The 23,074-nt window shown below is 39.8% G+C and carries 20 protein-coding genes, 1 tRNA gene and 1 pseudogene; 3 read left to right on the top strand and 19 right to left on the bottom strand.

All coding sequences use genetic code 11. The annotated features are described in order from the left end of the window. Window positions 1-29: 29 nt before the first annotated feature. The 11 genes from KSX81_RS20085 to KSX81_RS20035 all read right to left on the bottom strand — a co-directional run bounded on the left by KSX81_RS20085 (window position 30) and on the right by KSX81_RS20035 (window position 14,285). Window positions 30-3,284: a TonB-dependent receptor gene (locus tag KSX81_RS20085; RefSeq protein WP_195646463.1), complete on the bottom strand. Its 3,255-nt coding sequence runs from the start codon at window positions 3,282-3,284 to the stop codon at window positions 30-32. Between the two features lie 145 nt (window positions 3,285-3,429). Beyond that, window positions 3,430-4,428, bottom strand: coding sequence for a FecR family protein (locus KSX81_RS20080; protein ID WP_195646462.1), 999 nt, complete (start codon window positions 4,426-4,428; stop codon window positions 3,430-3,432). Between the two features lie 144 nt (window positions 4,429-4,572). Further along, a complete protein-coding gene (locus KSX81_RS20075; protein ID WP_122135915.1) occupies window positions 4,573-5,148 on the bottom strand; it encodes an RNA polymerase sigma-70 factor in 576 nt (191 codons plus the stop codon). Between the two features lie 34 nt (window positions 5,149-5,182). Then, a complete protein-coding gene (locus KSX81_RS20070; RefSeq protein WP_032844255.1) occupies window positions 5,183-6,895 on the bottom strand; it encodes an ATP-binding protein in 1,713 nt (570 codons plus the stop codon). A gap of 81 nt (window positions 6,896-6,976) precedes the next feature. Then, window positions 6,977-7,594 (bottom strand): HU family DNA-binding protein, encoded by a 618-nt coding sequence (locus tag KSX81_RS20065; RefSeq protein WP_217725648.1) that lies wholly within the window; start codon window positions 7,592-7,594, stop codon window positions 6,977-6,979. A 269-nt stretch (window positions 7,595-7,863) separates the two neighbouring features. Beyond that, complete coding sequence (locus KSX81_RS20060) at window positions 7,864-10,110, bottom strand: hypothetical protein (RefSeq protein ID WP_004297108.1); 2,247 nt, start codon at window positions 10,108-10,110, stop codon at window positions 7,864-7,866. A 213-nt stretch (window positions 10,111-10,323) separates the two neighbouring features. Further along, a tRNA-OTHER gene (locus KSX81_RS20055) sits at window positions 10,324-10,443 on the bottom strand. A 198-nt stretch (window positions 10,444-10,641) separates the two neighbouring features. Next, the gene (rsgA, locus tag KSX81_RS20050) at window positions 10,642-11,730 is read right to left on the bottom strand and encodes a ribosome small subunit-dependent GTPase A (RefSeq protein ID WP_004297109.1); all 1,089 of its coding nucleotides are present in this window, start codon (window positions 11,728-11,730) and stop codon (window positions 10,642-10,644) included. A gap of 217 nt (window positions 11,731-11,947) precedes the next feature. Beyond that, window positions 11,948-12,649, bottom strand: a complete 702-nt coding sequence (locus KSX81_RS20045) for an SIMPL domain-containing protein (protein ID WP_004321318.1) — start codon at window positions 12,647-12,649, stop codon at window positions 11,948-11,950. An 85-nt stretch (window positions 12,650-12,734) separates the two neighbouring features. Further along, the gene (locus KSX81_RS20040) at window positions 12,735-13,337 is read right to left on the bottom strand and encodes a DUF1062 domain-containing protein (RefSeq protein WP_004304101.1); all 603 of its coding nucleotides are present in this window, start codon (window positions 13,335-13,337) and stop codon (window positions 12,735-12,737) included. A gap of 108 nt (window positions 13,338-13,445) precedes the next feature. Then, on the bottom strand, window positions 13,446-14,285 hold the full coding sequence (locus KSX81_RS20035; protein WP_004297112.1) for an RteC domain-containing protein: 840 nt from the start codon (window positions 14,283-14,285) through the stop codon (window positions 13,446-13,448). Window positions 14,286-14,678: 393 nt separating this feature from the next. Here KSX81_RS20035 and KSX81_RS20030 point away from each other — a divergent pair, with 393 nt between their 5' ends. Further along, window positions 14,679-14,954, top strand: coding sequence for a putative quinol monooxygenase (locus tag KSX81_RS20030; protein ID WP_004297114.1), 276 nt, complete (start codon window positions 14,679-14,681; stop codon window positions 14,952-14,954). A 67-nt stretch (window positions 14,955-15,021) separates the two neighbouring features. On the opposite strand, the gene KSX81_RS20025 is transcribed toward KSX81_RS20030, so the two are convergent. The 3 genes and pseudogenes from KSX81_RS20025 to KSX81_RS20015 form a co-directional block, all read right to left on the bottom strand. After that, window positions 15,022-15,438, bottom strand: a complete 417-nt coding sequence (locus tag KSX81_RS20025) for a pyridoxamine 5'-phosphate oxidase family protein (RefSeq protein WP_004321324.1) — start codon at window positions 15,436-15,438, stop codon at window positions 15,022-15,024. Between the two features lie 81 nt (window positions 15,439-15,519). Beyond that, a complete protein-coding gene (locus tag KSX81_RS20020; protein ID WP_004297116.1) occupies window positions 15,520-16,344 on the bottom strand; it encodes a helix-turn-helix domain-containing protein in 825 nt (274 codons plus the stop codon). Window positions 16,345-16,381: 37 nt separating this feature from the next. Next, window positions 16,382-16,552 (bottom strand): annotated as a pseudogene (locus KSX81_RS20015) (ammonia-forming cytochrome c nitrite reductase subunit c552); the annotation flags it as partial. A 310-nt stretch (window positions 16,553-16,862) separates the two neighbouring features. On the opposite strand from KSX81_RS20015, the gene KSX81_RS20010 reads away from it, so the two are divergent. Continuing rightward, window positions 16,863-17,459 carry a 3'-5' exonuclease gene (locus tag KSX81_RS20010; protein ID WP_004297119.1) on the top strand — a complete coding sequence of 199 codons (597 nt, stop codon included), beginning with the start codon at window positions 16,863-16,865 and terminating at the stop codon, window positions 17,457-17,459. A 74-nt stretch (window positions 17,460-17,533) separates the two neighbouring features. Here the strand turns inward: KSX81_RS20010 and uxuA are convergent, their stop codons facing one another. The 5 genes from uxuA to KSX81_RS19985 all read right to left on the bottom strand — a co-directional run bounded on the left by uxuA (window position 17,534) and on the right by KSX81_RS19985 (window position 21,642). Continuing rightward, the gene (gene uxuA, locus KSX81_RS20005; RefSeq protein WP_004304108.1) at window positions 17,534-18,703 is read right to left on the bottom strand and encodes a mannonate dehydratase; all 1,170 of its coding nucleotides are present in this window, start codon (window positions 18,701-18,703) and stop codon (window positions 17,534-17,536) included. Between the two features lie 63 nt (window positions 18,704-18,766). Beyond that, complete coding sequence (locus tag KSX81_RS20000; protein ID WP_004297121.1) at window positions 18,767-19,579, bottom strand: SDR family oxidoreductase; 813 nt, start codon at window positions 19,577-19,579, stop codon at window positions 18,767-18,769. Window positions 19,580-19,600: 21 nt separating this feature from the next. Further along, window positions 19,601-20,674, bottom strand: a complete 1,074-nt coding sequence (locus KSX81_RS19995) for a substrate-binding domain-containing protein (RefSeq protein ID WP_004297122.1) — start codon at window positions 20,672-20,674, stop codon at window positions 19,601-19,603. Between the two features lie 390 nt (window positions 20,675-21,064). Then, entirely contained in the window at window positions 21,065-21,352 is a 288-nt protein-coding gene (locus KSX81_RS19990; RefSeq protein ID WP_004297124.1) for a YtxH domain-containing protein, read from the bottom strand. Window positions 21,353-21,396: 44 nt separating this feature from the next. Next, window positions 21,397-21,642, bottom strand: coding sequence for a GlsB/YeaQ/YmgE family stress response membrane protein (locus tag KSX81_RS19985; RefSeq protein ID WP_004297125.1), 246 nt, complete (start codon window positions 21,640-21,642; stop codon window positions 21,397-21,399). A 207-nt stretch (window positions 21,643-21,849) separates the two neighbouring features. Between KSX81_RS19985 and KSX81_RS19980 the strand changes: the two genes are divergently transcribed. Continuing rightward, window positions 21,850-23,055 carry an MFS transporter gene (locus tag KSX81_RS19980; protein ID WP_004297126.1) on the top strand — a complete coding sequence of 402 codons (1,206 nt, stop codon included), beginning with the start codon at window positions 21,850-21,852 and terminating at the stop codon, window positions 23,053-23,055. Window positions 23,056-23,074: the final 19 nt, after the last annotated feature.

Here is a 23,074-nt window from a genome sequence, read left to right as displayed (position 1 = left end):
TTTTTTAGATTTAATGAGTTGAACAATGCTCAAAATACAATAGTAGCTCCCAGAATATAAGTTCTTGCATGGGGGAAGACACCCTGGTCGATTCCCATAGCCGAAGAACTGCCTCCACCGATATTCACTTCCGGGTCATAACCTCTGTAATTGGTAAAAGTCACCAGGTTATCCCCTGATATATAGACCGTCACTCTGTCCATCAAAGCCTTCCGGGTCAGCGGACGCGGCAAAGTATATGACAGTTTCACATTTTTCAGTTTAAAGTAAGATCCGTCTTCTACAAAACGGGAAGAAATAGCCGGGTATTTATCTTTCTCCGCACGGGGCACAGTAGTGTAGTCTCCCGGATTACGCCAACGCATCAGGACACGGTCGGACTGGTTGCGGGAGTCGAACATTCCTTCGGTAAACATACGGGTGGCATTATAAATATCATTCCCGTATGAACCCTGAAAGAAGAAAGACAGGTCAAAATTCTTATATGAAAAGACATTGTTGATGCCATACAAAAATTTCGGCTGTGCACAACCCAAGATCCGGCGGTCTTCATCTGCGCTCAAATCTTCTTCATACACTAACATTCCGTTAGCCTTTTCGTACATCATACGTCCGTTTTGCGGGTTTACTCCTGCTGCCTGAAAACCATAAAAAGAACCTAAAGCCTGTCCTTTCTGAATGATAGACACATTTCCGGAGATTTTCTTATCAAGTGATCCGGTAAAGATAGCAGGACTTCCTGCCATATCTGTCACCTCATTCTTATTAGTGGAGATATTAAAATCTGTTGTCCATTTTAGTTCTCCGGTCAGATTACGCGTGGTCAGTTGGAACTCCAATCCTTTATTTACCACGCTACCTACATTTTGCATACCCGAATCGAATCCGGAAGTTTGAGGCAGCTTTACCATTAACAGCAAATCGGTTGTTTTCTTATAGTATGCATCGGCAGTCAACGTCATTCTTCCATTAAGGAAAGAGAAGTCGAGTCCCACATTGGTCTGGGTAGTTCTCTCCCAACGCAACTTATCATTCCCTATCTGGCTCTGATAATATCCTGGTAAAATAACGCCATCCATATTATAATTGGCTCCGATTCCATAAATCCCATAAGAACTATAATAACCCACCTGGTCATTACCAACCTGTCCCCAGCCGACACGCAGTTTCAAATCACTCAACCAATCCAATGGTTTCATAAATTCCTCCCCAGTCAGTCTCCATCCCAAAGAGAAAGAAGGGAAATACCCCCAACGGTTGTTCACGCCAAACTTGGAAGAACCGTCAGCACGGAAATTGACAGTGGCGAGGTACTTATTCTGGTAGTCATAGGTCACTCTCCCCAATACAGAAGCATTGGTAGATGCACCATAATCTTCACTTGGCTTGTTTAATACAGTTCCGGCGTTCATAGAATGTATTTTATTATCAGAGAATCCACGTATAGAACTGTTTGCCGATTCTCCCACATAGCGGGAAGCCACAAACCCCGCCAAAGCCGAGAAACTGTGATCTCCTATCTTCTTAGTATAAGTCAGAATTTCTTCGTTGATCCATTTGTAATTTAACGAAGTGTTATAACTCGCTTGTCCCTGCTGGTTACGTCCCCAAGCTGAACTGAACGGGTCCAGAAATTCTTTGTACCGGGAAGCACCCATTTCGATGCCCATGCTTGTTTTTAACTTCAGATCCGGAGTAAAAGCAATCTCCGCATAGAGGTTACCCAACAATTTATGATATACATAATCACGAGTATATGACTCTACCGCACTTAAAGGATTCTCCAAAGAAGACAAAAACGGTAGCGTAGGAAATGTTCCGTCCGCATTATATTTACCTACCACAGATGGAGTGGTGATGGCTTGCAGAATAACGGTCTCGGAATTTCCATCCGAAACATCGACATCATTGATCTTACTGTAACTTAGGTTCGTTCCGATCTTTACCCATTTTTTCAATTCCTGTTCCAGATTGATCTTAAAATTCATACGTTCAAATGAAGATGGTTTTACAATACCATCCTGTTTGATAAATCCGGCTGAAATGTAATAAAGGGATTTTTCGTTTCCACCGGAAATGGATAACTGATAATTCTGCATGGCCGCATTGCGAAACATTTCATCCTGCCAGTCGATATTGGCATTATACACGGAGGTATCCATGGCCGGATACCCCAAATCGGAAAGTAAATCCTGATATTCATCTTTATTCAAAACATCTATTCTCTTGGCACGTTCCGAAAAACCATAGTAGGCATTCAACTCAATTTGCGCTTCACCTTTCCGGCCTCTTTTGGTGGTAATCAGTACTACCCCATTCGCACCTGCATTTCCGTAGATTGCAGCAGAAGAAGCGTCTTTCAATACCGTAATGCTTTCTATTTCGGAAGGGTTGATCGTTTTTGTGTCACTGGTCGGCACTCCATCCACCACATACAAAGGTTCGTTTCCTGCATTGATAGACGTAGCTCCCCGGACACGGATAGAGAAACCCTCATTCGGCTTCCCCGAAGGGGTGATAACTTGTACTCCCGCAGAACGTCCGGCAAGTGCCGACCCGAAATCATTCACGGGAATATTTTCTATATCTTTTGCCAGAACAGTGGATACAGCTCCCGTTATATCTTTCTTCTTCTGTACGCTATAGCCTACTACAACCACTTCATCCAGTTTTTTCACATCTTCCTCTAAAGTTACATTCAGCATCCGGTTGTCTCCGATTCTTTTTTCCTGGGACAGATAACCGAGAAAAGAGTATTGAAGTACTTGATTAGGATGATCGATTTTGATTTCGTACTTACCATCCATATTGGTCACCACTCCATTATTACTTCCTTTCACCATCACACTGACACCTATCATCGGTTCGCCGGAACTATCCGTAACTTGTCCTGTCACGTTTCTGGCAGTAGCCCCCTGTGTAGATTCTGCGTCTTTCTGCCTGACATTCTTGGAGATACGGACAGTTTTGTTATTGATATCGAAAGAGACATCCTGCCCCCGAAACAGATTATTCAGTACATCTTCGATCTTTTGTTGTTTGGCGTCTATTGAAACTTTTCTTTTTGTATCAATATCCGGTGTTCGAAGAACAAACGTGTAGTTGTATCGCTTATTGATTGTTTCCAACGCCTCACCAATTGTCTTATTTTTGAGACTAAGCGTGATAAGTTCTCCATTATTCTGCGCCAATACCGGATTCGTCCAGATAAATAGCGCCAATAGAATTGGTAAAAGATTGCTAAATAGCTCTCTAAAATGAGCCGGTTTTTCATGATATTTCATACCTTTGGCAATGATCTAAGTTAATAATTAATTTTGTTAACTGATTTCCAAAACGGGAAAGTGTCGCAACCACTTTCTCGTTTATTTTTTTATTTGTTTATCCATCCATTCCGCACATGTATTTTAAGGTTAATAACTGGGTTGTCTATCTCGTCTTTCTTGAAATTTCAATAATATCCTGATCTCGCTTGATACATAATTCATTGTCTATATTCAATGCTTCGAGCATCTCATCCAAAGAAAGTCCCTGGGCAAATGTGACAAAGAAAATTTCTTTGAGTAGCGCTTTATCCCTTATCACAATCTGAACATTGAACAGACGTTGAAGTTCCGTTATAATCTCTTGCAGTGTCTTGTCTCTGAATGTATACTGTCCGTTTCGCCAGGATTGATACCCATCGACGTCAAACTTTTCAAGTTTAACTTGTTTTTTATCCAGTATAGCTTTCTCACCCGGAACAAGGAAAATATCATGCTGATTTAAATCTCCCTTCACCAACAAAGAAATACTTCCTTCGAGCAGTGTGGCTTCCGTGCCTTTATCTTCCGTATAAGAACGTACATTAAATCTTGTTCCATGCACTTTGATGCTTAAATCTTTTGTATCTACAATAAAAGGACGTTCCGGATCTTTTGTCACTTCCAGAAAGGTTTCTCCGCTAACAAATATCTGACGAACCTGGGTAAACCGTTCGGGATAGATAATATGTGTACCGGAATTCAGCCAGACTTTACTCTGGTCGGGCAAAATAACTTCTTTCTTTTGCCCATATTCGGCATAGACTTCTATCCAGTTGACTTGTGATTCCTTGTTATCCAGATATAGATAAAGAGTAGCTCCCAATAAAGGAATAAACAGAATAGCTGCAACACGTATCAGATAATGTATTGTTCTCGTGAATGTACTCTTTTGAGGAGACGGAGCTACTCCGCCAATAGCTTCACAGACCTTCACAAATGCAGAAGAAGTCATTTCGCGGTCACAGGCTACTTGAGACGATTCTTTCCAAATTTCTTGCAATTCCTGATCGAATTCCGGTTTAGACTCATTCTCTATGAACCATTGTCCAAACGCACTTGAAGTGATATCCTTCTTCAAGTTATAGAAATAGTCTTTCAATATTCCGGGAGGTAAGAGTTTCATTTTTCTTCGTATTATCTGGTTATATCTGATATACGGAAGCTAGAAAAAGTACACCCAATGCTTTTTCTACTTTAACATTTATAAACTATTAATTGGGGATAGAGGTGTAACAAAAAGTAGTATGGCAGAGCGGAAAAATTAAAATCAGAGAGAAAGAATGAACAAAGCAGCAATCCAATAAAGAAATCCTCCCAGTTTTTCACGAAGTATGTGCAACGCTATATTCAGATGGCGTTCTACCGTGCGTTTGGATATTCCTAGTTTAGAGGCTATCTCATCATTAGACAATCCTTGCAAACGACTCATGACAAACACTGCACGACGTTGCGGCGGCATATTATCCACCTCTTTCATCACCAGTTCTTTAATATGCGATAGATCATAAACACTTTCTATCATTTCATCTGTATGATCGCTATCCTTCAGATATGAAATGCTTTCCAAGGGTTCTGAAATGACTAAGGAACGGAAATAATCTGTTATCTCATTCTTTGTGATGGAATACAAATAGTTATTAAACTTCCGTTCGCAATCAATCAATTCTCTTTTTGTCCAGACCTTGATAAATACATTTTGAGCTATATCATCGGCAACAAAAGAATCTTTCACTATCCCCAATGTGAAGAAACGCACTTGAGAATAGTAACGATCGAAAAGAAGTTTAAAAGCATTTATATCTCCGGAAATCATTCGAGAGATAATATGACTCTCATTTTTCATAAACAGTTAGTGCAATATTGCAGATTTTATTGTCTCATACTTCCCAACATTTCCATCCCTTATTAGCACAAATGTACACCACATATGTCCGTACATTATAATTAGGAAACTTTTTCTTAGTGTCTTCACCGTATCTTTTCACCTGTTCCACGTGCTCGGGAAGAGGCTCGGAAAGCGCAAGCATCTTTTCAGCTTCTTTCATACGATAATATTTAAATTCGACCACACGATCATCCGTATAGTAATCTGTACCGGGAATACCGGTCATTTCAAAGTCTGATCGGCCTACTGAATTATTCTGTTCGATGGCAAAGGTATAACAACTACTTAAATAACGCGATACCAGTTCGTAGAAAGAACACCGGATAAAGTTTTCATTGATCTTATCAAAAACTTGTGCTGGAAATTGTCCCAAATATTGTTCGAAATAATTCTGAACGAGTGGTTCTAAGCTTCGATTGGAATCATAGTGCCGATACACAGGAACATAACGTTGTGCATTGCCTTCTATTTTGTTCAGTTGATTATAGTAGTCCATGTATACACTACGCATCGTCATATTAGGCAATGTGGTTACAAATTTATCCTTCAACGTCGTCATTCCCAAATAAAACAAACTAATGGGATAAAACTCTTTATCAAAAAACTTTTTCTTATTAAACTTACTAGCAAGATCAGCCACATTATAAGGCAATTCATCGTCAATTACCAATGCATCCAACATCGTTTTCGCATTATCCAGCGAAAGAGTCAACCGACGAATCCAATGAATGTCAGTACGTAGATTTTCATCTACCAATTCGTCCGGAATACTACCGGCATTGGCTGCAAATTTCTTGAAGAAGTAAGTAAGGATAGTGGCATTGAATAACCGATCTCCATTCGGACGGAAACGATAACCATCATAGTTACTCACTATTAGTTGCCATATTTCGTCAAAGCGATCCTGTCCTGTAGAATACTTATCAAGCACATAACGTAGATATGTTTCAGTTTCTTCGTATGTAAACCCAAGCATATTCAGGAAATTAGGCTCAAGAGTCAATATCTCTGCAATATTATATCCACTAGTCAAATCATCCATAGTGACAGGCAGCACACCTGTACAAAAACAAGTACGGATACTACCTTCACCAATACCTTTTTTAATTACTTTAAAAAAAGTACGCAGAAAGCTGTCATTAGTAGTAACTTCTTCATAGAGTGGATCATTATAGGCAGTAAGTAATTGATTGGTGAAATTATCATATTCATCAATCAAAATATAGACTTTAGGCAATTCGTGAGAGCGGGCGTAAGTAAGCACTTCTTCCAGCATTTTAGATGCATCGCCACGATTGCTAAATTCAAAATCACCAAACAAATCACGATTATGTGCTACCATTACTTCTACCGGACCGCAATTCAAGTCATTAAAATTCTGTGCCAGCCCTTGAATATGGTCTGACATTACCATTGCGGAGAAGTCATAACGGATTATCATATAACGGTTATGTTCTTTTGTCGGATGGTTTCCAATCCACGTGTCACCAAACAATTCTTCAAACCGATGCGCTTTCGTACGGTCATAATAGCAAGCTAGAGTAGAGACTAACAAACTCTTCCCAAAGCGACGGGGACGCAGAAATACAGGAGCCTTATAATCTTCAAGCTTAGCTATATATTGGGTCTTATCTACGTAATAGAAACCACGTTCACGCATTTCTATGAAATCTGCTACTGCATAAGGAATTGTTATACTTGCCATAATCCTACTGTTTTTTCTATAGACAAACAAAGGTACAAAATTGTTAGCAATAACAAGAAGAAATCTTTGAATTGATTGTTATTACTCTTGTTGCCAAACATAAAACACGGCTCTTCCAGCTCCACGTTTACGAAGAATCCCTTTCTCAATGAAAGTATTCAAATCATCTATTGCTTTCAGTCGGGAAAGTCCGGTCAGGCTACTATATTCCAATCGGGTAATACCACCATTTTTCTTTAGAAATTCCTGTAAAAGCTGTTGGCGTTGCTCCATAGAAAATTCCACTTTTTGAGAAGAGTGTTTGGATTTATCCACACGTTCCAACTCTATTTCACGCTTAATCTTCCTTTTGAACTCTTTGGAAGTGCGCAAATGCACGTTATCAAAACAGATTGATTCGGCACGAATCTCACGTTTAGTCATTACTTTATGCGTACATTTCAAAGAGATGCTAAAATGCCCGAGTTCGCCAAGTTCTACGATATATCCCTCTGCTAACGTTTCGGCTAGTTCATCCAATACAACTCCTACTACCGCATCTATCACGTTATAGTTAAAAGTCTGGGAAGAACGAGATACACGTTCCATGAATTCTTTCTTCGAGTAAGTTCCATTTGGAACGATACGGGCATGCAAAGGCTTTTGTTCTCCGGTACAATCAGGATCCGGTGTTTCATACAAATCATATTGAGCACTCATAAGTATATCTTTTTATTAGTTCATACATTTATTACTTTCACTACGTATATTTAATCGCCTGTTCATTGAACTTTAATCTTCAGTTCATATAAAAATAATCGTCTGACAGCTGTATCTTTTTCGTCTGACAGTTGTCAGACGGAAAGATAACAGTTGTCAGACGAAAGTTCAACAGCTGTCAGACGATTAATCTATCGCATACAAAGGTATAACTTTATGCGATACGACCTTTAAATCTTAGGAGGAAAAAGACAATTCCTCCCAAGAATTTAATCACCCAACAGTAATTTAGTCACAGCGGCAGTATTCAATGCCCATTCACGAGTATATATCTCGTCCGCTTCCGGAATATCAACTAACTTCAATCCCTGTGCCTGTGCTTTGACAGCTAACAGTTCACCAACAGTTGTTTTCGCTTCCAGCTTATCCAGATACTTTTCAATGGTCTGTGTATCCAAAGAAAGAATCGTCTGTCCACCAAAAGGTATTTCCAGCCAAACGATTTCCCGTTCTTTCACTTTCAGAACTCCGAAAACAAGCCCTTTCTGCAAACTTTGGGAAATACGTACCTGATGTTGTACGCAAGAAGGATCGTAAGCTACTCCTGTTCTTTCCGATATCTTCATTGGATAGGCAGAGTTCATCCAACCTACCACCAGATTAGGAGAGATAGTCCCGTTGCTATATGCATTGCAAGTGAAAGCGACATATTCCGCACCTACACGGTTCAGTTCATTCAAATCCAGCTCGATATATTCAGCAGTACCTTTCTTATTAGGAATACTTCGGATATCCCCGCTATGTTTAGCGCCAATAGCTTGCAAGTTGAAGAAGGAACAAACTTCTGTTGTGGAAGGCAAAGTGATATGACAACTCAAGTCCATGTCAAGATGCTGTGCCGGAAGCCCTTTTCCCCACTGCATAAACAATCGCACTTTATCCCCCTCTACCGGGAAACGCGTTCCCTGCAAAGCACAGGAAGTATCCTGAATTGTTTCGCTACGATCGCCGATAGCCAACGGAATATGGAACAACATAGGGTCAATATACATACTTTTGTTTTCACTTTCGACAGTTGCACTGGCGAAACGGGCAGCTACGACTTCCTTACACAAATCCTGTACATCCTTCACCATCGCTTTTAGCTGATCCTCCATATACAGACCCACCAAATAATGTGGTTCTATCAAAAGAGCATTCCCCCCTAAAGGTTTCACCATTCTCTTACGTCCCGGTTCAAAGTAGCTCTCCGCATACATACCCAAAGTAACTACCAAACGTGCCGGCAACAAATGAACCACTTCTTTAAATGCAGCCAACGTCTCTTCCGCTCCGAACCAAAGCATATTCGCAAATAAAGAACGTGCAAACATACCCGGTCGCTGCTTTAACAAAGCAAATGTCTGTTCCGCATCCGCCTTCAAACGGTTGCGCTCCACTTCTCCCTGCCAAACGGTATATGCCTCGCGGTAGAATATATCCATCAATTCCTTCAAATTTCCGAATTCCGGCTTACGGGCATATTCCGCCAGACGCAACGCACGTATCATACGTACCCACATCTCTCTTTTCGGATGCATGATTTCGCAAGCCTTCTCCGGAGCCATTGTCAGGTTGTTCAACCAAAGAGCTACCATTTTACATTCACGACGCGTATATTTCAACTTCAACTCCTCACGCTTCGCTTGAGCTGCCGAACGACTTTTATCCAAAACTCCACATATATGTGTGTTGTTTCTACCTGTTTTACGGATAATAGTCTTAGGCTCTATGATTTGCAGGAATCCGGTTTTCTTATACCACAGATAACGCAATATATCATTCGGAGTAGAGAAATAGATTTGCGCTTCCTGCGCTCTATCCTGTTCCACCAATGTATCTATCACCAACATCAATGTCTCCTTCATTTTGATTCCGACTGCCGGTAACGGAAGTTCGCCAAGCATTATTTTCAAGCTATCCGCTTGTGTGGCATCAAGAGCTGTACGCGATTCAAGCAAGTCACAGAAAAAAGCATTCAGCTCCTTGTCCTGCCAAAGTTCCAGCACTTTCAGTTTACTTCCCTGTCCGAAATATTCCGTAGTAGCCGTTTGGAACGGGGTTCCGCAGAACGGACAACCATTGTATCGTTCCATAGGGAATGTATTATCAGGGATCACGTGTCCGCAAGGTAGTTTAACGCCTTTCTGGCTATTAAACAGGTTAGCGATCCATGTAACCAGATGATCCAAGCGCGTTTCTCCGGTAGGTACATCCCACCCTTTCACCAATGGAGCCCAGTTTAGCGTCACGCCCAATGCTTCTTTCATCACCTGAAGAATCATCATCTGTTGAGCCGGATATAACTGATTAACGGCATGCAGCAGTTCTTCGGACAAGCTATATCCTACTTTACGGAGTTGGGCTACCAATGCAATGGTAGTCGAAGTCAACTCTTCCTGCTTTTTCTCTTCTTCTATCAAAGGCAAATAGATTGCATTCTGCCTGATAGACACTTTCAACAAATCTTTATTCATAACTTTGTTTTTTTAAGTAAGGTAATCGGAAGACTGTGAATCAATGGAGCATTCCTGCGGTTTTGAAGTAAGTCTTCCTTGACCTTAGTTGATAAAAAGAGGTAGAACAGGCCGGATTCGAACCAGCGTTATCCACCGTTAAGAAGTAAGCCCCGGTTGACCTCATTTCAGATAATCCCGAAGCTGCTGTCCTACCTCTATATTTATTTTTTGTGGAGCAGGCCGGAGTCGAACCGACGACCATCACAGGATAGAAGTAAATCTTAATTGACCTTTTTCATCAGGATAATCTCAAGATTATGTATGATGCTCTACCCACTGAGCTACTGCCCCTTTACGAAACAGGAAAACTGATAATCGTATGAGTCAATATCTTAACAGGATGTATGGAAGTAACCCGTACTTGACCTGTTTTCTTGTTTCTTCGACAAAGATAGATGCAGTGGTGCGCAGCCTTTTTGCGCAACTAAAACTTTTTTGCTCTTTTAAAGAAAAAAATAAATTCCAATACCTGCATCGTTTAAATAGAAATCAGCGATTTGCCTTACGATTCTTTACTTCTTCTACAAGTTTTGTAAAGGACTTCTCCTTTTTACGTTTCTCATGTTCGGAAGCTGAAAAGTGCCACGCTTCCCGGCGAAGTTTCAGATAGCTTGCATAAACTTTATAATCTAACACACCGCTATTGACTGCTTCTAAAACAGCACAACCCGGTTCGTTGATATGCTTGCAATCTTTGAAACGGCACGATTCTGCATAGTCAGAGATTTCAAGTACTTCGGCCAGTGAGTCTGGATTGTCGATAACCAAGCCAAATTCACGCACACCCGGAGTATCGATTAAAACACCCGAATCATTCATCAATACCATTTCCCGACGGGTTGATGTATGCCGGCCTTTTCCTGTGGACAGGCTTATATCGGAGGTAAGCAACACAGATTTTTCACAGAGTGCATTTACCAGAGAACTTTTCCCGACACCCGAAGAACCGACAAACACAACAGTTTCTCCCTCTGATATGGATTCCCGCAACCGGAGAATCGTTTGGGGTTGATGAATGCTCGTAAAAAATACGGGTATCTGATTGGAGATATGATTTATTTGTTCTTCAACACTCTGCCTGTCAAAATCTAAATCGGATTTATTAAGTACCAATACAGGCTTGATGTTTTCTTCTAATACCTGAACCATAAAACGTTCTACTCTGCGGACATTGAAATTATCGTCAAGACTCTGCACAATAAATGCTTTATCGACGTAAGAAGCAATGGCCTGCTTATCGGCAACTGTACCACTTTTCTTGCGATACAATGTCCGCTCACGAGGTAGCATATAGACAATAATCCCTTTATTCTCATCAAATGGTTGAAAAAGCACCCAATCACCCGTACAGGGTAATTCAGCATCAGATTTCCCATACATCATGTTTCCCGTGAGTTCACACTGAAACAATCCGTTTTCGGAAACGACCTCGTAGCAGGTACGATGTACTATGGATATACGTCCATGAGGAAGAGTGCTGTAGAGTGATTCTTGTTTTAGTTGGCTTAGTTTATCATTCCAGCCATACCAGTTTAAATTAAAGTCGAATTTGTGAATTGTTTGATTTTCGTTATTCATGATCTTAATGTATACAGCGTACACGTTACAAAGCACCACGATGCTTTTAGCACCCTTGTACGCAAGTTAAAAATTGAAATTATAAAGACATAAAGAGTACTCCCGGAAGGAATCATCCGAGAGCAAACGAAAGGACAATCTGTATCAGAAACACAGATTGTTTACTAAACCAAATCCGATTTATTATTTCTTGTCATGCGACAAAGATAGACTATTTTTATTTAATGGCAAAACGAGCCATCATTTCATACCGTAGCTTGATAACCCGGTACTGCTCGGTAGCTGCCGCACCCATGCTTACATTGCTCTGCGCTTCGAAAGGAAGATAACGGCTTATGTTATTATCGGCAGGTTCGATGATACGAATCACTTCACCCAACTGCTGCCCCATCGCTTCCACCAGATAAGATGCTTTCTCACGGGCAGCCTTCAGTGCTTCAATCTTACCTTGTTTCCGATACATTGGCAAATCCTTATGTTTGAGTTCTCCGATGCGCATGGACTCAATTCCCCACGTATTGACTGAACGAATAATAGAGTTAATCTGCTCAAAATCCGTAAGCCGGATATCCAATTGCTTACCTATCAGAAACTCCTTTCCTCTCTGACGCCAATAATCTCCTATTTCCTGTGTGCGGATAGCATCATCCGTTATTCCTATTTTGCGTAAACTTTTACGCAAATCTTTCTCTATCATTGCCAATGGCACTTTCGTATGAAAATCTTCTTCTTTTTTTGATTTACCGGTGTATTCTTCTTGCCAATACTCCTTAATCTGAACCAGAAAATGAATCTCATCCGGAACGACTTCTATTTCAGAAGAACCGGTCACTTCAACGTATCGTCCATCACTTTCCTGTGCATTCACAACGATACTCCAAGTAAACAAAACAAAAGCTAATAAACATACCTTTTTCATATCTTCCATCTTAATAGTACAACCTCTTTTACAGAATGCGAATTATCATTTCACAAAGCTATTAAAAAAAACTGTAAAACCGATTTTATCCCAAGAAATCAATCAGGCTTTTTCGATCCATCAAAATAGTATCGCCATTCTTTACCTTACACTTGGAAGATGTTTTGCCGGAAAGTAAAGAAATATACCCTTTTTCAAACAGCAGCTTCAAGCGGGTACTGGAAAGAGGCAGACATCTTTTTATCAATGAGGATAATTTAAGGCTCAAGTCGAAATCACACTTGACTTGGATACTTATGATCTCACTACTCATATTCAGGATGTCTTCTAAAGAGACGGTATTTATCACCTCATATTCAACACTGTCATAATCTAATTGAAGATTATTCCTACTTGCCACTCCGGCAGAAAAGGCATATTGCCAGGCAACTTCCCTGTCATTCATAGAAAAGCTGTGAAAGAGCTTTTTATCAATCAAGTCGGGTTTAGTTCGTGACAACAGAGTCATATTACAAGTGTTATCACATTTCACACATCTATAAATCAGCCAGACATCAATGTTTTTCTTCTGTGCATTCATCCTGAACTTATCACTGCAATAAAAGCGGTCACTATCACAGTGACTGCATTTCTTAATTAATAAGGGGCAATTCTTCACCCTTATCTCCCATGTAAATGTTGTTTCCATAACTATACAAAAGCGATTATCTTTCTTTGTGAATCAATTATATTTCTCCGCAAAGTTGGATAATAGCCATTTGTATAATTCACAAGATGTCACAAGACGCCCTGAAATTTATCTGTCAAGCTCATCCATCATCTTTATAATCTGTTCTTTCAACTTATCCAGAAATTGGGTTCTGCTTTTCTTTCTATTCCTGATTTCCAAGAATATACGATAAAAATCACCTATCTCGATATTAAACAGTGTTTCGCAACAAAAAGCAATGTCTTTCAAACTCGTATTTCCATTATTAAAGCATTTACCTGCATACAAGGCATAGATAAACTCAACCAAAGCAACTTTACTGTCCGTCCATTGCAACAGTTTACTGTCTACAATGGAAGTGAATTTAAGATGAAGTTTCTCTGTCAGTTGCTCTATTTCTTCCGACACATATTCTATCAAACGATTATTCGCCAAAATTTCTGCAACACTCGAATCATGCAAGGTGGTAAAAGAAATATCTCTATCCAGTAGATGACAATGTATATCAGAAAGAATATCATAATTCTCCCGAATGAAATAGCGGCTATCAAGCTCTGTCCGACCGACACGATAATATTCATAAAAGTCATTATTCAAAAATAATTTTTGCAGGTTCTCCAATTCAATCTTCAGATATCTGCATTGGGATGACAGAGATTTGTCGATACGATTCTTTTCAATCTGATACAAACGGACATAAAACATCAACAGACCGGAAATCTGCGGTTTCGATACTTTAAAGAAAAGAATCTCTTCTTCAGCACTTCGAAACTGATATCCGGCAACAGCTGTTTTCAGCGAGGTCAGTGAAACCTGTACGACACCAATGATCTGCCTGATTCTATCCAAAGGATCAACCGTCTGAAGCTCAATCCTTTTTATTTCTTCTTCTATGTTCAGCTTACTATTTCTTACGAAATTTTCCATTCATTCTCAACGCACCCACCACTCCCATCTGATTAGCATAAACCGGACTAAAAGCCTGAATACCTTAATTGCATCAGTTTTGAAAAACGATGCAGTGAATAATAAAAATGATAAAATGAAAAACCTGTTCAAGTATAGAACTACTCAAACGAAAGAAATTAGCCTGTGGTTTATGAGGCTAATATTAAGCTATAACAAATTTAAGAATTGTGCCCAAAATCATTGCTTTTAGAATTCAGATGCAAATATAATTGTTTTTTTAGGATGACATGAAGTTTATATGAATTTTTGAAATAAACTCACCAGAAGTATAGAAAAATAGTATCTTTGCCTCCGACTTTTCACAGATACTGTGAGAAAGCAATTCTTTTAATTATATAAATAAAAAAGACTATGATCAGATTAAATGTTTTTGTTCGTGTAAACGAATCCAACCGCGAAGAAGCGATAAAAGCGGCAAAAGAACTGACTGCCTGTTCTTTAAAAGAAGAAGGATGCATTGCTTATGATACTTTCGAAAGCAGCACGCGTCCTGACGTTTTCATGATTTGCGAAACTTGGCAGAATGCCGAAGTATTGGCAGCACACGAAAAATCTCCTCATTTCGCTCAATATGTAGGTATCATTCAGAAATTGGCTGAAATGAAATTGGAAAAATTTGAATTCTAAATGAATTACGAGGCTGTTCGAGAACAGCCTCATTAAATCCGCTATTCCTCTATCTTTCCGAGTAGAATTAGTCGAGTTTCTTATGGATAAATGTTCCTTCAATCCAATAAGTTGCGTGATTCGATTCAAATTTCAACAAGACATAGCCGGGATCAGTGGGACCACCGGGAAAATGATCGATAAACCAATCCTGCCAAAGTTCCTGCTTCATCTTTTCGTCAGTTACAACTTCCACTTTCCCCGTTAACGCCACGCTGTCTCCTTTATCCTGAAAGCATAATCCTGCTTTCGGATTCGATAAGAAATCAATTGTTTTTAGTGAATCTGCTCCGGTAGACATCCAGATAGTGGAAATTCCTTCTGCCAGGATTTTGCTCATCGGCACAGGACGGGGATAACCTTCTTTATTCACAGAAGCAAGGGTAACTACTTCACATCTCTGCAACAATTCTGTTGCTTTCTCTTTCATTGTTTTTGTGGTCATAAATTGATTGTTTTTTATTAACCTTGCAAAGGTAACGGCATATCTTCCCATTCTATTGTAAAAAAGCGACTTTTACCTAATCTATCTTTGTGGTTCGATATAAGTAAGTGTGGTTTCTTCCGGAACGGTTAGGGAAAGAAAAGACGCAGGAGTATTGCCGGACATCGACTTAATCTCTTTTGAAAAATGCGCTAAATCATAGTATCCTGCATCAACTGCCGTAGTCAACAGATTGGCTGATGTTGTGGTTCTCAACAATTCCACAGCATTCTTAAATTTAACAATACGGCTGTATTCTTTAGGAGTAAATCCGGTATAATGCTTGAACTTTCTCTCAAAATGACGCTGACACAAACAGACATCATCCATCAAGCTGCGAACTGAACGTTTTCCTTTGGAATGATTAATCATGTTCACTGCCATAGCGACATGAGAATCGGCAGGCTGATAATGACGCGCCAAATATGCCAGCAAATATTCTTCCACTACTCGTATTCGATCTGTGACATGCTTCTGCTCACCTAATTTTTCAATAAAAGTGTCATCAAAAACAGCCTTCATCTCATTAGTACTGACTCTGCTATTCACAAATTCGTGTAGAGGCAGGTTTGTAAAGCAAGACAAACCACAAGGTAAAAAACGAACGCCAAACATGTGAATCGATTCTGTATAAGTGACGAGTTCCGAATATTTTGTCATAGGTCCTACAAAATAGGAACGATAGGGTTGCATAATCAGACTCCCTTCTTCAACAGCATTAGCCACCTCTCCCAGCGTAAATATAAAATCGGTACAACCATCCGGCAGAATATGGATGCGCATACCATAATCCGGATTGCCCTTAAACTCCCAATAGCTATCAATGTAGGGAACAAGTAAATGAGAAGGCTGATATTCTGTATACATGGATCTATTTTGTACGCAAATATAGCGAAAATAAATTCTAATCAACGATGCGTCCGTTTGCCTTTGCCTTTTGAAGCCATTCAGGGACAATTTCTTCGAGAAATTTATCTTTGCCTACCTTTTCGGCAGCCATATCCAAACCGATATATTGCTGCGCCTTTTCTTTCGTTGTGATATCCGGAAGCGGAACATCACCAGTATATCCGTACGTTCAATTTGAAGGGGTCACTTTCAGCTGGACAAAAGGGATCAATTTAGATTGGATTCAGGGGATCAATTTGATTTGGACAGGAGGGGGCAAATGGTCCCGGATTTTCCATTTTGTCCATGCCTTTGGTTTATGTCGAACAAAAATAGTGTAAATTCTTTAAAAGAAGAGTTTTTTATTGGAAATGTTTCCCCAAAGTCCATTTTAATTCAATTTTTAGTAAAAGGTTTCTATTTGCCAATCCTGTTACTATATTTTCTCCAACCTCATTTTTTATGCTATATTTGTATCCGAAAAAATAATAGAAACGATGATAAACTTTGCAGCTATCGACTTTGAAACAGCCAACGGCAAACGTACCAGCGTATGCAGTGTTGGGGTTGTCATCGTAAGGGAAGGAAAAATAACGAATAAAATCTATCGTCTGATCCGTCCCCGCCCCAATTATTATACGCAATGGACCACAGCTGTTCATGGCTTAACTTACGACGACACGATGGAAGCCGACGAATTTCCGGAAGTATGGGCGGAAATCAAACCATTGATAGACGGTCTGCCACTTGTAGCGCACAACAGTCCTTTTGATGAAGGTTGTCTCCGGGCGGTTCACGAATTATATGACATGACTTATCCTGATTATAAGTTTTATTGTACTTGCCGTACTTCGAGGAAAGTCTTTGGAAAAGATTTGCCCAATCATCAGTTGCATACGGTAGCAGAACGATGCGGATATCATTTAGAGAATCACCACCACGCACTGGCAGATGCAGAGGCTTGCGCACAAATAGCTTTACTTATTATTCCCGAACCGAAAAAAGAAAGAAAAACAAAGAAAGCTGATAAAGATATACATGTTGGAGATTTATTCGCTTCACTTATTCCTCAACCAGTGAAAAAGAGCAAATGAAAAACACTACAACTATTATTTCAATCAATAATAGCCGTAGTGTTTGATAATAAAGTGCTAACTATGTACTTCGATTAGAGGATAGATTTTGCAATACCCATTTCCAAGCCGCGAAGTTCAGCCAATCCGCGAAGACGGCCCAGGCAAGAATATCCCGGATTCGTTTTCTTTTTCAAGTCATCAATCATTTGATGTCCGTGGTCGGGACGCATAGCGATAGAGCATTTACGACGCTGTTGTAGAAGAATAAGGCTCTTCATTACGTTGTACATGTCTACATTTCCTTCCAAGTGATTAGCTTCGTAGAAGTTTCCTTCCTCGTCACGTTGTGTACTGCGCAAGTGTACGAAGTTCACACGGTCGCCAAAACGCTCCATCATACCTGCAAGATCATTGTCGGCACGCACACCGAAAGAGCCTGTACACAAGCAGAGGCCATTAGATTCGTTAGGTACGGCTTCAATCAATTTCTTGAAATCCTCTTCCGTACTCAAAATACGAGGCAAACCTAAGATGGTATAAGGAGGATCATCCGGATGAATCACCAGTTTCACTCCTACTTCATCGGCAACAGGAGCAATTTCTTTTAAGAAAAAAATCAGGTTGGAACGAAGCTTCTCTGCATCAATATCGTCATAACGATCTAATGCTTGCTGAAATTGTTCTACTGTGAAACTTTCTTCCGAACCCGGAAGTCCGGCAATCATATTACGAACCAACAATTTCTTGTCGTCTTCGCTCATCTGCTCAAAACGAGCTTTCGCTTTAGCTATTTCTTCCGGAGTATAGTCTTTTTCAGCATTCGGACGTTTCAAGATGAAAAGATCGAAAGCTACAAAAGCTGCTTTTTCAAAGCGGAGTGCTTTAGAGCCGTCCGGCATTGTATAGGCAAGATCTGTGCGGGTCCAGTCCAATACAGGCATGAAGTTATAAGTAACTACCATCACGCCACACTTCGCCAGATTACGGATACTTTCCTTATAGTTTTCGATGTATTTCATAAAGTCGCCCGTCTGTGTTTTGATATGCTCGTGTACAGGTACACTTTCTACCACAGACCATGTCAGACCCACTTCTTCAATCATTTGCTTACGCTTCATGATCTCTTCTACTGTCCACACTTCACCATTTGGAATGTGATGAAGAGCATTTACTATACCAGTAGCGCCTGCCTGCTTAATATCCCACAAGCTAACCGGGTCATTAGGACCATACCAGCGCCAAGTTTGTTCACATAAATACATATTATTCTTTCCTGATTACAAGTTACTAATTATGATTAAAAACAGAATGATACCATCCCAATATTAGATAGAGAATGCATCAAATCCACCGTCGATAACAGCTACTGTACCTGTTACGAAATTAGAAGCATCGCTAATCAAATAATGGATTGTTCCATAAAGGTCTTCCGGTTCACCGAAACGGTTGAATGGAGTATGAGCGAGAATGGTCTTTGAACGATCGGTCAGAGAACCATCCGGATTAGTCAATAACGCACGATTCTGATCGGTCAGGAAAAATCCCGGAGCGATGGCATTTACACGCAGACCGTTACCGAATTTCAAAGCCAGTTCGCCAGCCATATATTTAGTAAAGTTGGCAATAGCTGCTTTTGCCGCACCATAACCTACCACACGGGTCAATGGACGAAGAGCCGATTCAGAACAGAAGTTTACAATAGAACCTTTCTTCTGTTCTACCATAATTTCAGCAAATACCATCGTAGGCAATACTGTACCGAAAAGGTTCAAATCCACTACTTTCTTGAATGCGTCAATCTGTAAATCGAAAAAAGTTTTATCCGGAGCAATAGTTGCACCTGCCATGTTACCTCCGGCAGCGTTCAACAATACATCAATACGGCCATAAGCCTTCATGATTTCCACTTTGTTGCCTTCCAACACTTCTTTATCCATCACATCCGTGTAAAGGAACATGGCTTCATTTCCTTCGGCTTTGATACTGTCTACCAATGCTTTTCCTGCTTCTCCACTTCTGTCGAGCACAACTACTTTTGCACCTTCCTTTGCGAGATACGCAGCAATACCTTTACCTAAAATACCAGCTCCACCGGTGATAACAACTACTTTGCCTTTTACGTTAAATAATTCATTCATGGTTCTTACAAATTTATATGTTTATAATTTATTGTTCAGATAATATTTCAGATTCTCTTTGAGAAGAATATCGATAGGCATCAAATTAACCTTTTCACTGCCCTGTTTGAACAACAGATGATTACACAATGATTTAATACCATCATATCCCTGACGCTCCGGACGCTGCGCAATCAATGCGGTTATGACACCTTCGGAAAGCAACTGTGTATTTCTCCCGATAAGGTCATAACCAACCAATTTAACAGACTGCATTCCTCTCGCTTTCAGGTAATTCCCTAAAATATAACAAGTTGAATTGAAGATAACAGCCCCATTTATATTTGGATTAGCTTCAAATATTTCATCCAGTTTCATGAAGTTATACACTGAATCATTTATTTTCAACTCCACTTCATGCAGATTTCCGTTGAACCCTGTTTCCGTGAGATAATGGCAGAAACCTTCGCGCCTGTTCTTTCCCTGATTAGAGTCATTCTTCCCACTATGAATAATTCGCGCCATCAATATATCGGAAGACGAAGAAAGCCGGTCCATCAACAATCTGGCAGCAATCACTCCGGCATCATAAGACTCCGTTCCGAAATAAGCCAGTTGATGTTGCCCTCCAATGTTGGAGTCAACATACACATAAGGTATTTCATTCCTGTCAAGTTCCTGCGAAAGCCGGATAACAGAATCCGTAAACAAAGTCGCAATCAATACACCATCTACTTTCTCATTCAGCAGATTACGGATGATATCATCAAAAGTCTTGTTATTATATTGATCGAAAAAGAGTTTGGTAATGGTGATGTTATACGATTCCATTTCCGACGCTGCTTTATCTATACCTTCCGAAATAGCTTCCCAATACTCTCCCTGAACAAAAGAAGGAGTAATCGCTAGAAGATGATATTGCTTTTTGGAGGCCGCCAATGAACGTGCCATCAGATTGGGCTGGTAATGTACCATCTCCAGAATCGCCTGTACCTTTTTCCTATTTTCTTCAGATACCCTACCACGATTATGGATTACACGATCTACCGTGCCAACAGAGACACCTGCCATCTTAGCAATGTCTACAATCCGAATATTTGAAAACTCTTTATCCATTTATTGATAAGTATCTTGTTTTTCATCGACAAAAGTAAAATGAATTATTGAATTAAGCAATAGTGTGTGCGCACACACATAACATACAATAAAGAACATATTATTAATAATCAGCTAGTTAACCAGAACAACCAGGAAGTATACATGTTGTTAAACATAAGAAAAAGTAAAGATAGTATAGAGAAAAAAGCATTTATCAGATGAGAAATCAGAGGGAAAATAGCTTTTGATTCTTGAAGGAAGTGAAAATAATGGAGAAGACACACCAATATGTGTTCGTGCACACATCATTCAAATAGTGACTGATAAGGCTAGAAATAAAAGATTAAACGTATATAAAATAAAACAGGTAACCGATTCTATTTAAATCGATTACCCGTTTTGGAGTTCTTATTTCCCCCACTTATCTTTTGCTTTTCCAGCCACTTTATCGGCTTCATCTGCTACTTTATCAGCAATTTCCGCACCGGCTTCTACTGCTTTAAGTCCAAGATCCACTGCTTTTCTTTCAGCATGAGCAGCAGCTATTTCAGCATCACGACCTATGCGATGGATAGCATTATAAATTTCACTTTCTAATTGTTTTGCTTTTGCTGTACGTGAAAGACGATAAGCTACTGCGCCAAGGATTGACCCAATTCCGAGTCCAATCCAGAAATTTCCATGTCTACATTCCATAATCAAGTTCTGTTTTTAGGATTAAAAATAAATTATATAAATATCTATTTAGATTTCGAGAATAAAGAAGCAATCCACAATACAAGGATAGCTCCTACGGTGGAAGTTATCAAACTTCCGATCAGTCCTGAAGCTGCCAGTCCGAAAAGGGCAAACACCCAACCGCCCAGTACACCTCCAAGAATACCAAGTAATAAATTTATAACAAGACCAAAACCTCCGCCGCGCATTATTTTACCTGCGAGGAATCCAGCCACAATACCAATAACGATATACCATATAAAGCCCATATAATCCTCCTTTTTTATTTAACAACAGTAGGTATGAAGAATAGTTCAGTCACTCAAAACTGAATTAACGACAATTTACAATCCTTAGTCTTAGAGCTTTATTCCTATCATATTGAATTAATCACAGCAAATATATATTGAGAAACGGGAAGTTTCCGTACCTTTGCAGCCGATTTTTCAGGAACACTTCAATAGTAAATAGGTATTATGGTACAGAATCAGGAACAACCCGTAGGAAAAATTACATTTTCCATTTTGATTGCATTGAGTCTTTCGCATTGCCTCAACGATCTTTTACAGTCGGTGCTATCAGCATCTTATCCTTTATTTAAAGATGATTTAGGACTTAGTTTCGCGCAAATCGGACTTATCACACTAGTTTATCAACTTTCCGCTTCAGTTTTTCAACCGATTACCGGAATTTTCTTTGATAAGCATCCCGTCGCATGGTCATTGCCTATCGGAATGAGCTTTACACTGATTGGTTTGATAAACTTAGCATTCTCTGATAATCTATACTGGATATTAGCCTCCGTATTCTTAATCGGAATTGGCTCTTCCGTACTGCATCCGGAAGCCTCCCGTATCACGTTCCTTGCCTCCGGCGGAAAACGTGGACTGGCACAATCACTCTTTCAGGTAGGTGGCAACTTCGGAGGTTCATTAGGTCCTTTACTGGTTGCTCTATTGGTGGCTCCTTATGGCAGACAACATCTCATCGTATTTGCATTTGTGGCTTTAGCTGCTATCGGAGTGATGTACCCAATTTGCAAATGGTATAAATCATATCTAAACCGGATGAAAGCACAGACTGTCAGTGTTAGAAAACCTGTTCATCTTCCTTTGCCTATGGATAAGACAGCCCTTTCAATCGCGATATTGCTGATTCTGATTTTCTCCAAATATATCTATATGGCAAGTCTCACGAGTTATTATACTTTCTATTTGATTCATAAATTCAATGTAAGTGTACAAGATTCGCAGCTATATTTATTTATCTTTCTGGTAGCTACTGCTATCGGAACATTAATCGGCGGACCTGTCGGTGACCGTATCGGTCGGAAGTATGTGATTTGGGCTTCTATTTTAGGAGCTGCCCCGTTCAGTTTACTAATGCCACATGCTAATTTGATGTGGACTATTATCCTTAGCTTCTGTGTGGGATTGATGCTTTCTTCCGCTTTTCCCGCCATATTGCTTTATGCACAGGAATTGCTTCCTACCAAGCTCGGATTAATATCAGGGTTATTCTTTGGATTTGCATTCGGGGTGGCTGGTGTAGCATCTGCTGTACTCGGTAATTTAGCGGATAAAACGAGTATTGAATATGTATATAATATCTGTGCTTATATGCCGCTACTAGGATTGGTCACATTCTTTTTACCTAATTTGAAGAAGAAAAAAATAGAATAAGATTAGATTAAATAAAATA

The organism is Bacteroides sp. MSK.18.37, from assembly GCF_019129155.2.
In the GTDB taxonomy this organism is placed as follows: domain Bacteria; phylum Bacteroidota; class Bacteroidia; order Bacteroidales; family Bacteroidaceae; genus Bacteroides; species Bacteroides ovatus.
Note: the sequence above shows the minus strand (reverse complement) of the source record. Positions and strands in the feature narration are given on the sequence as shown.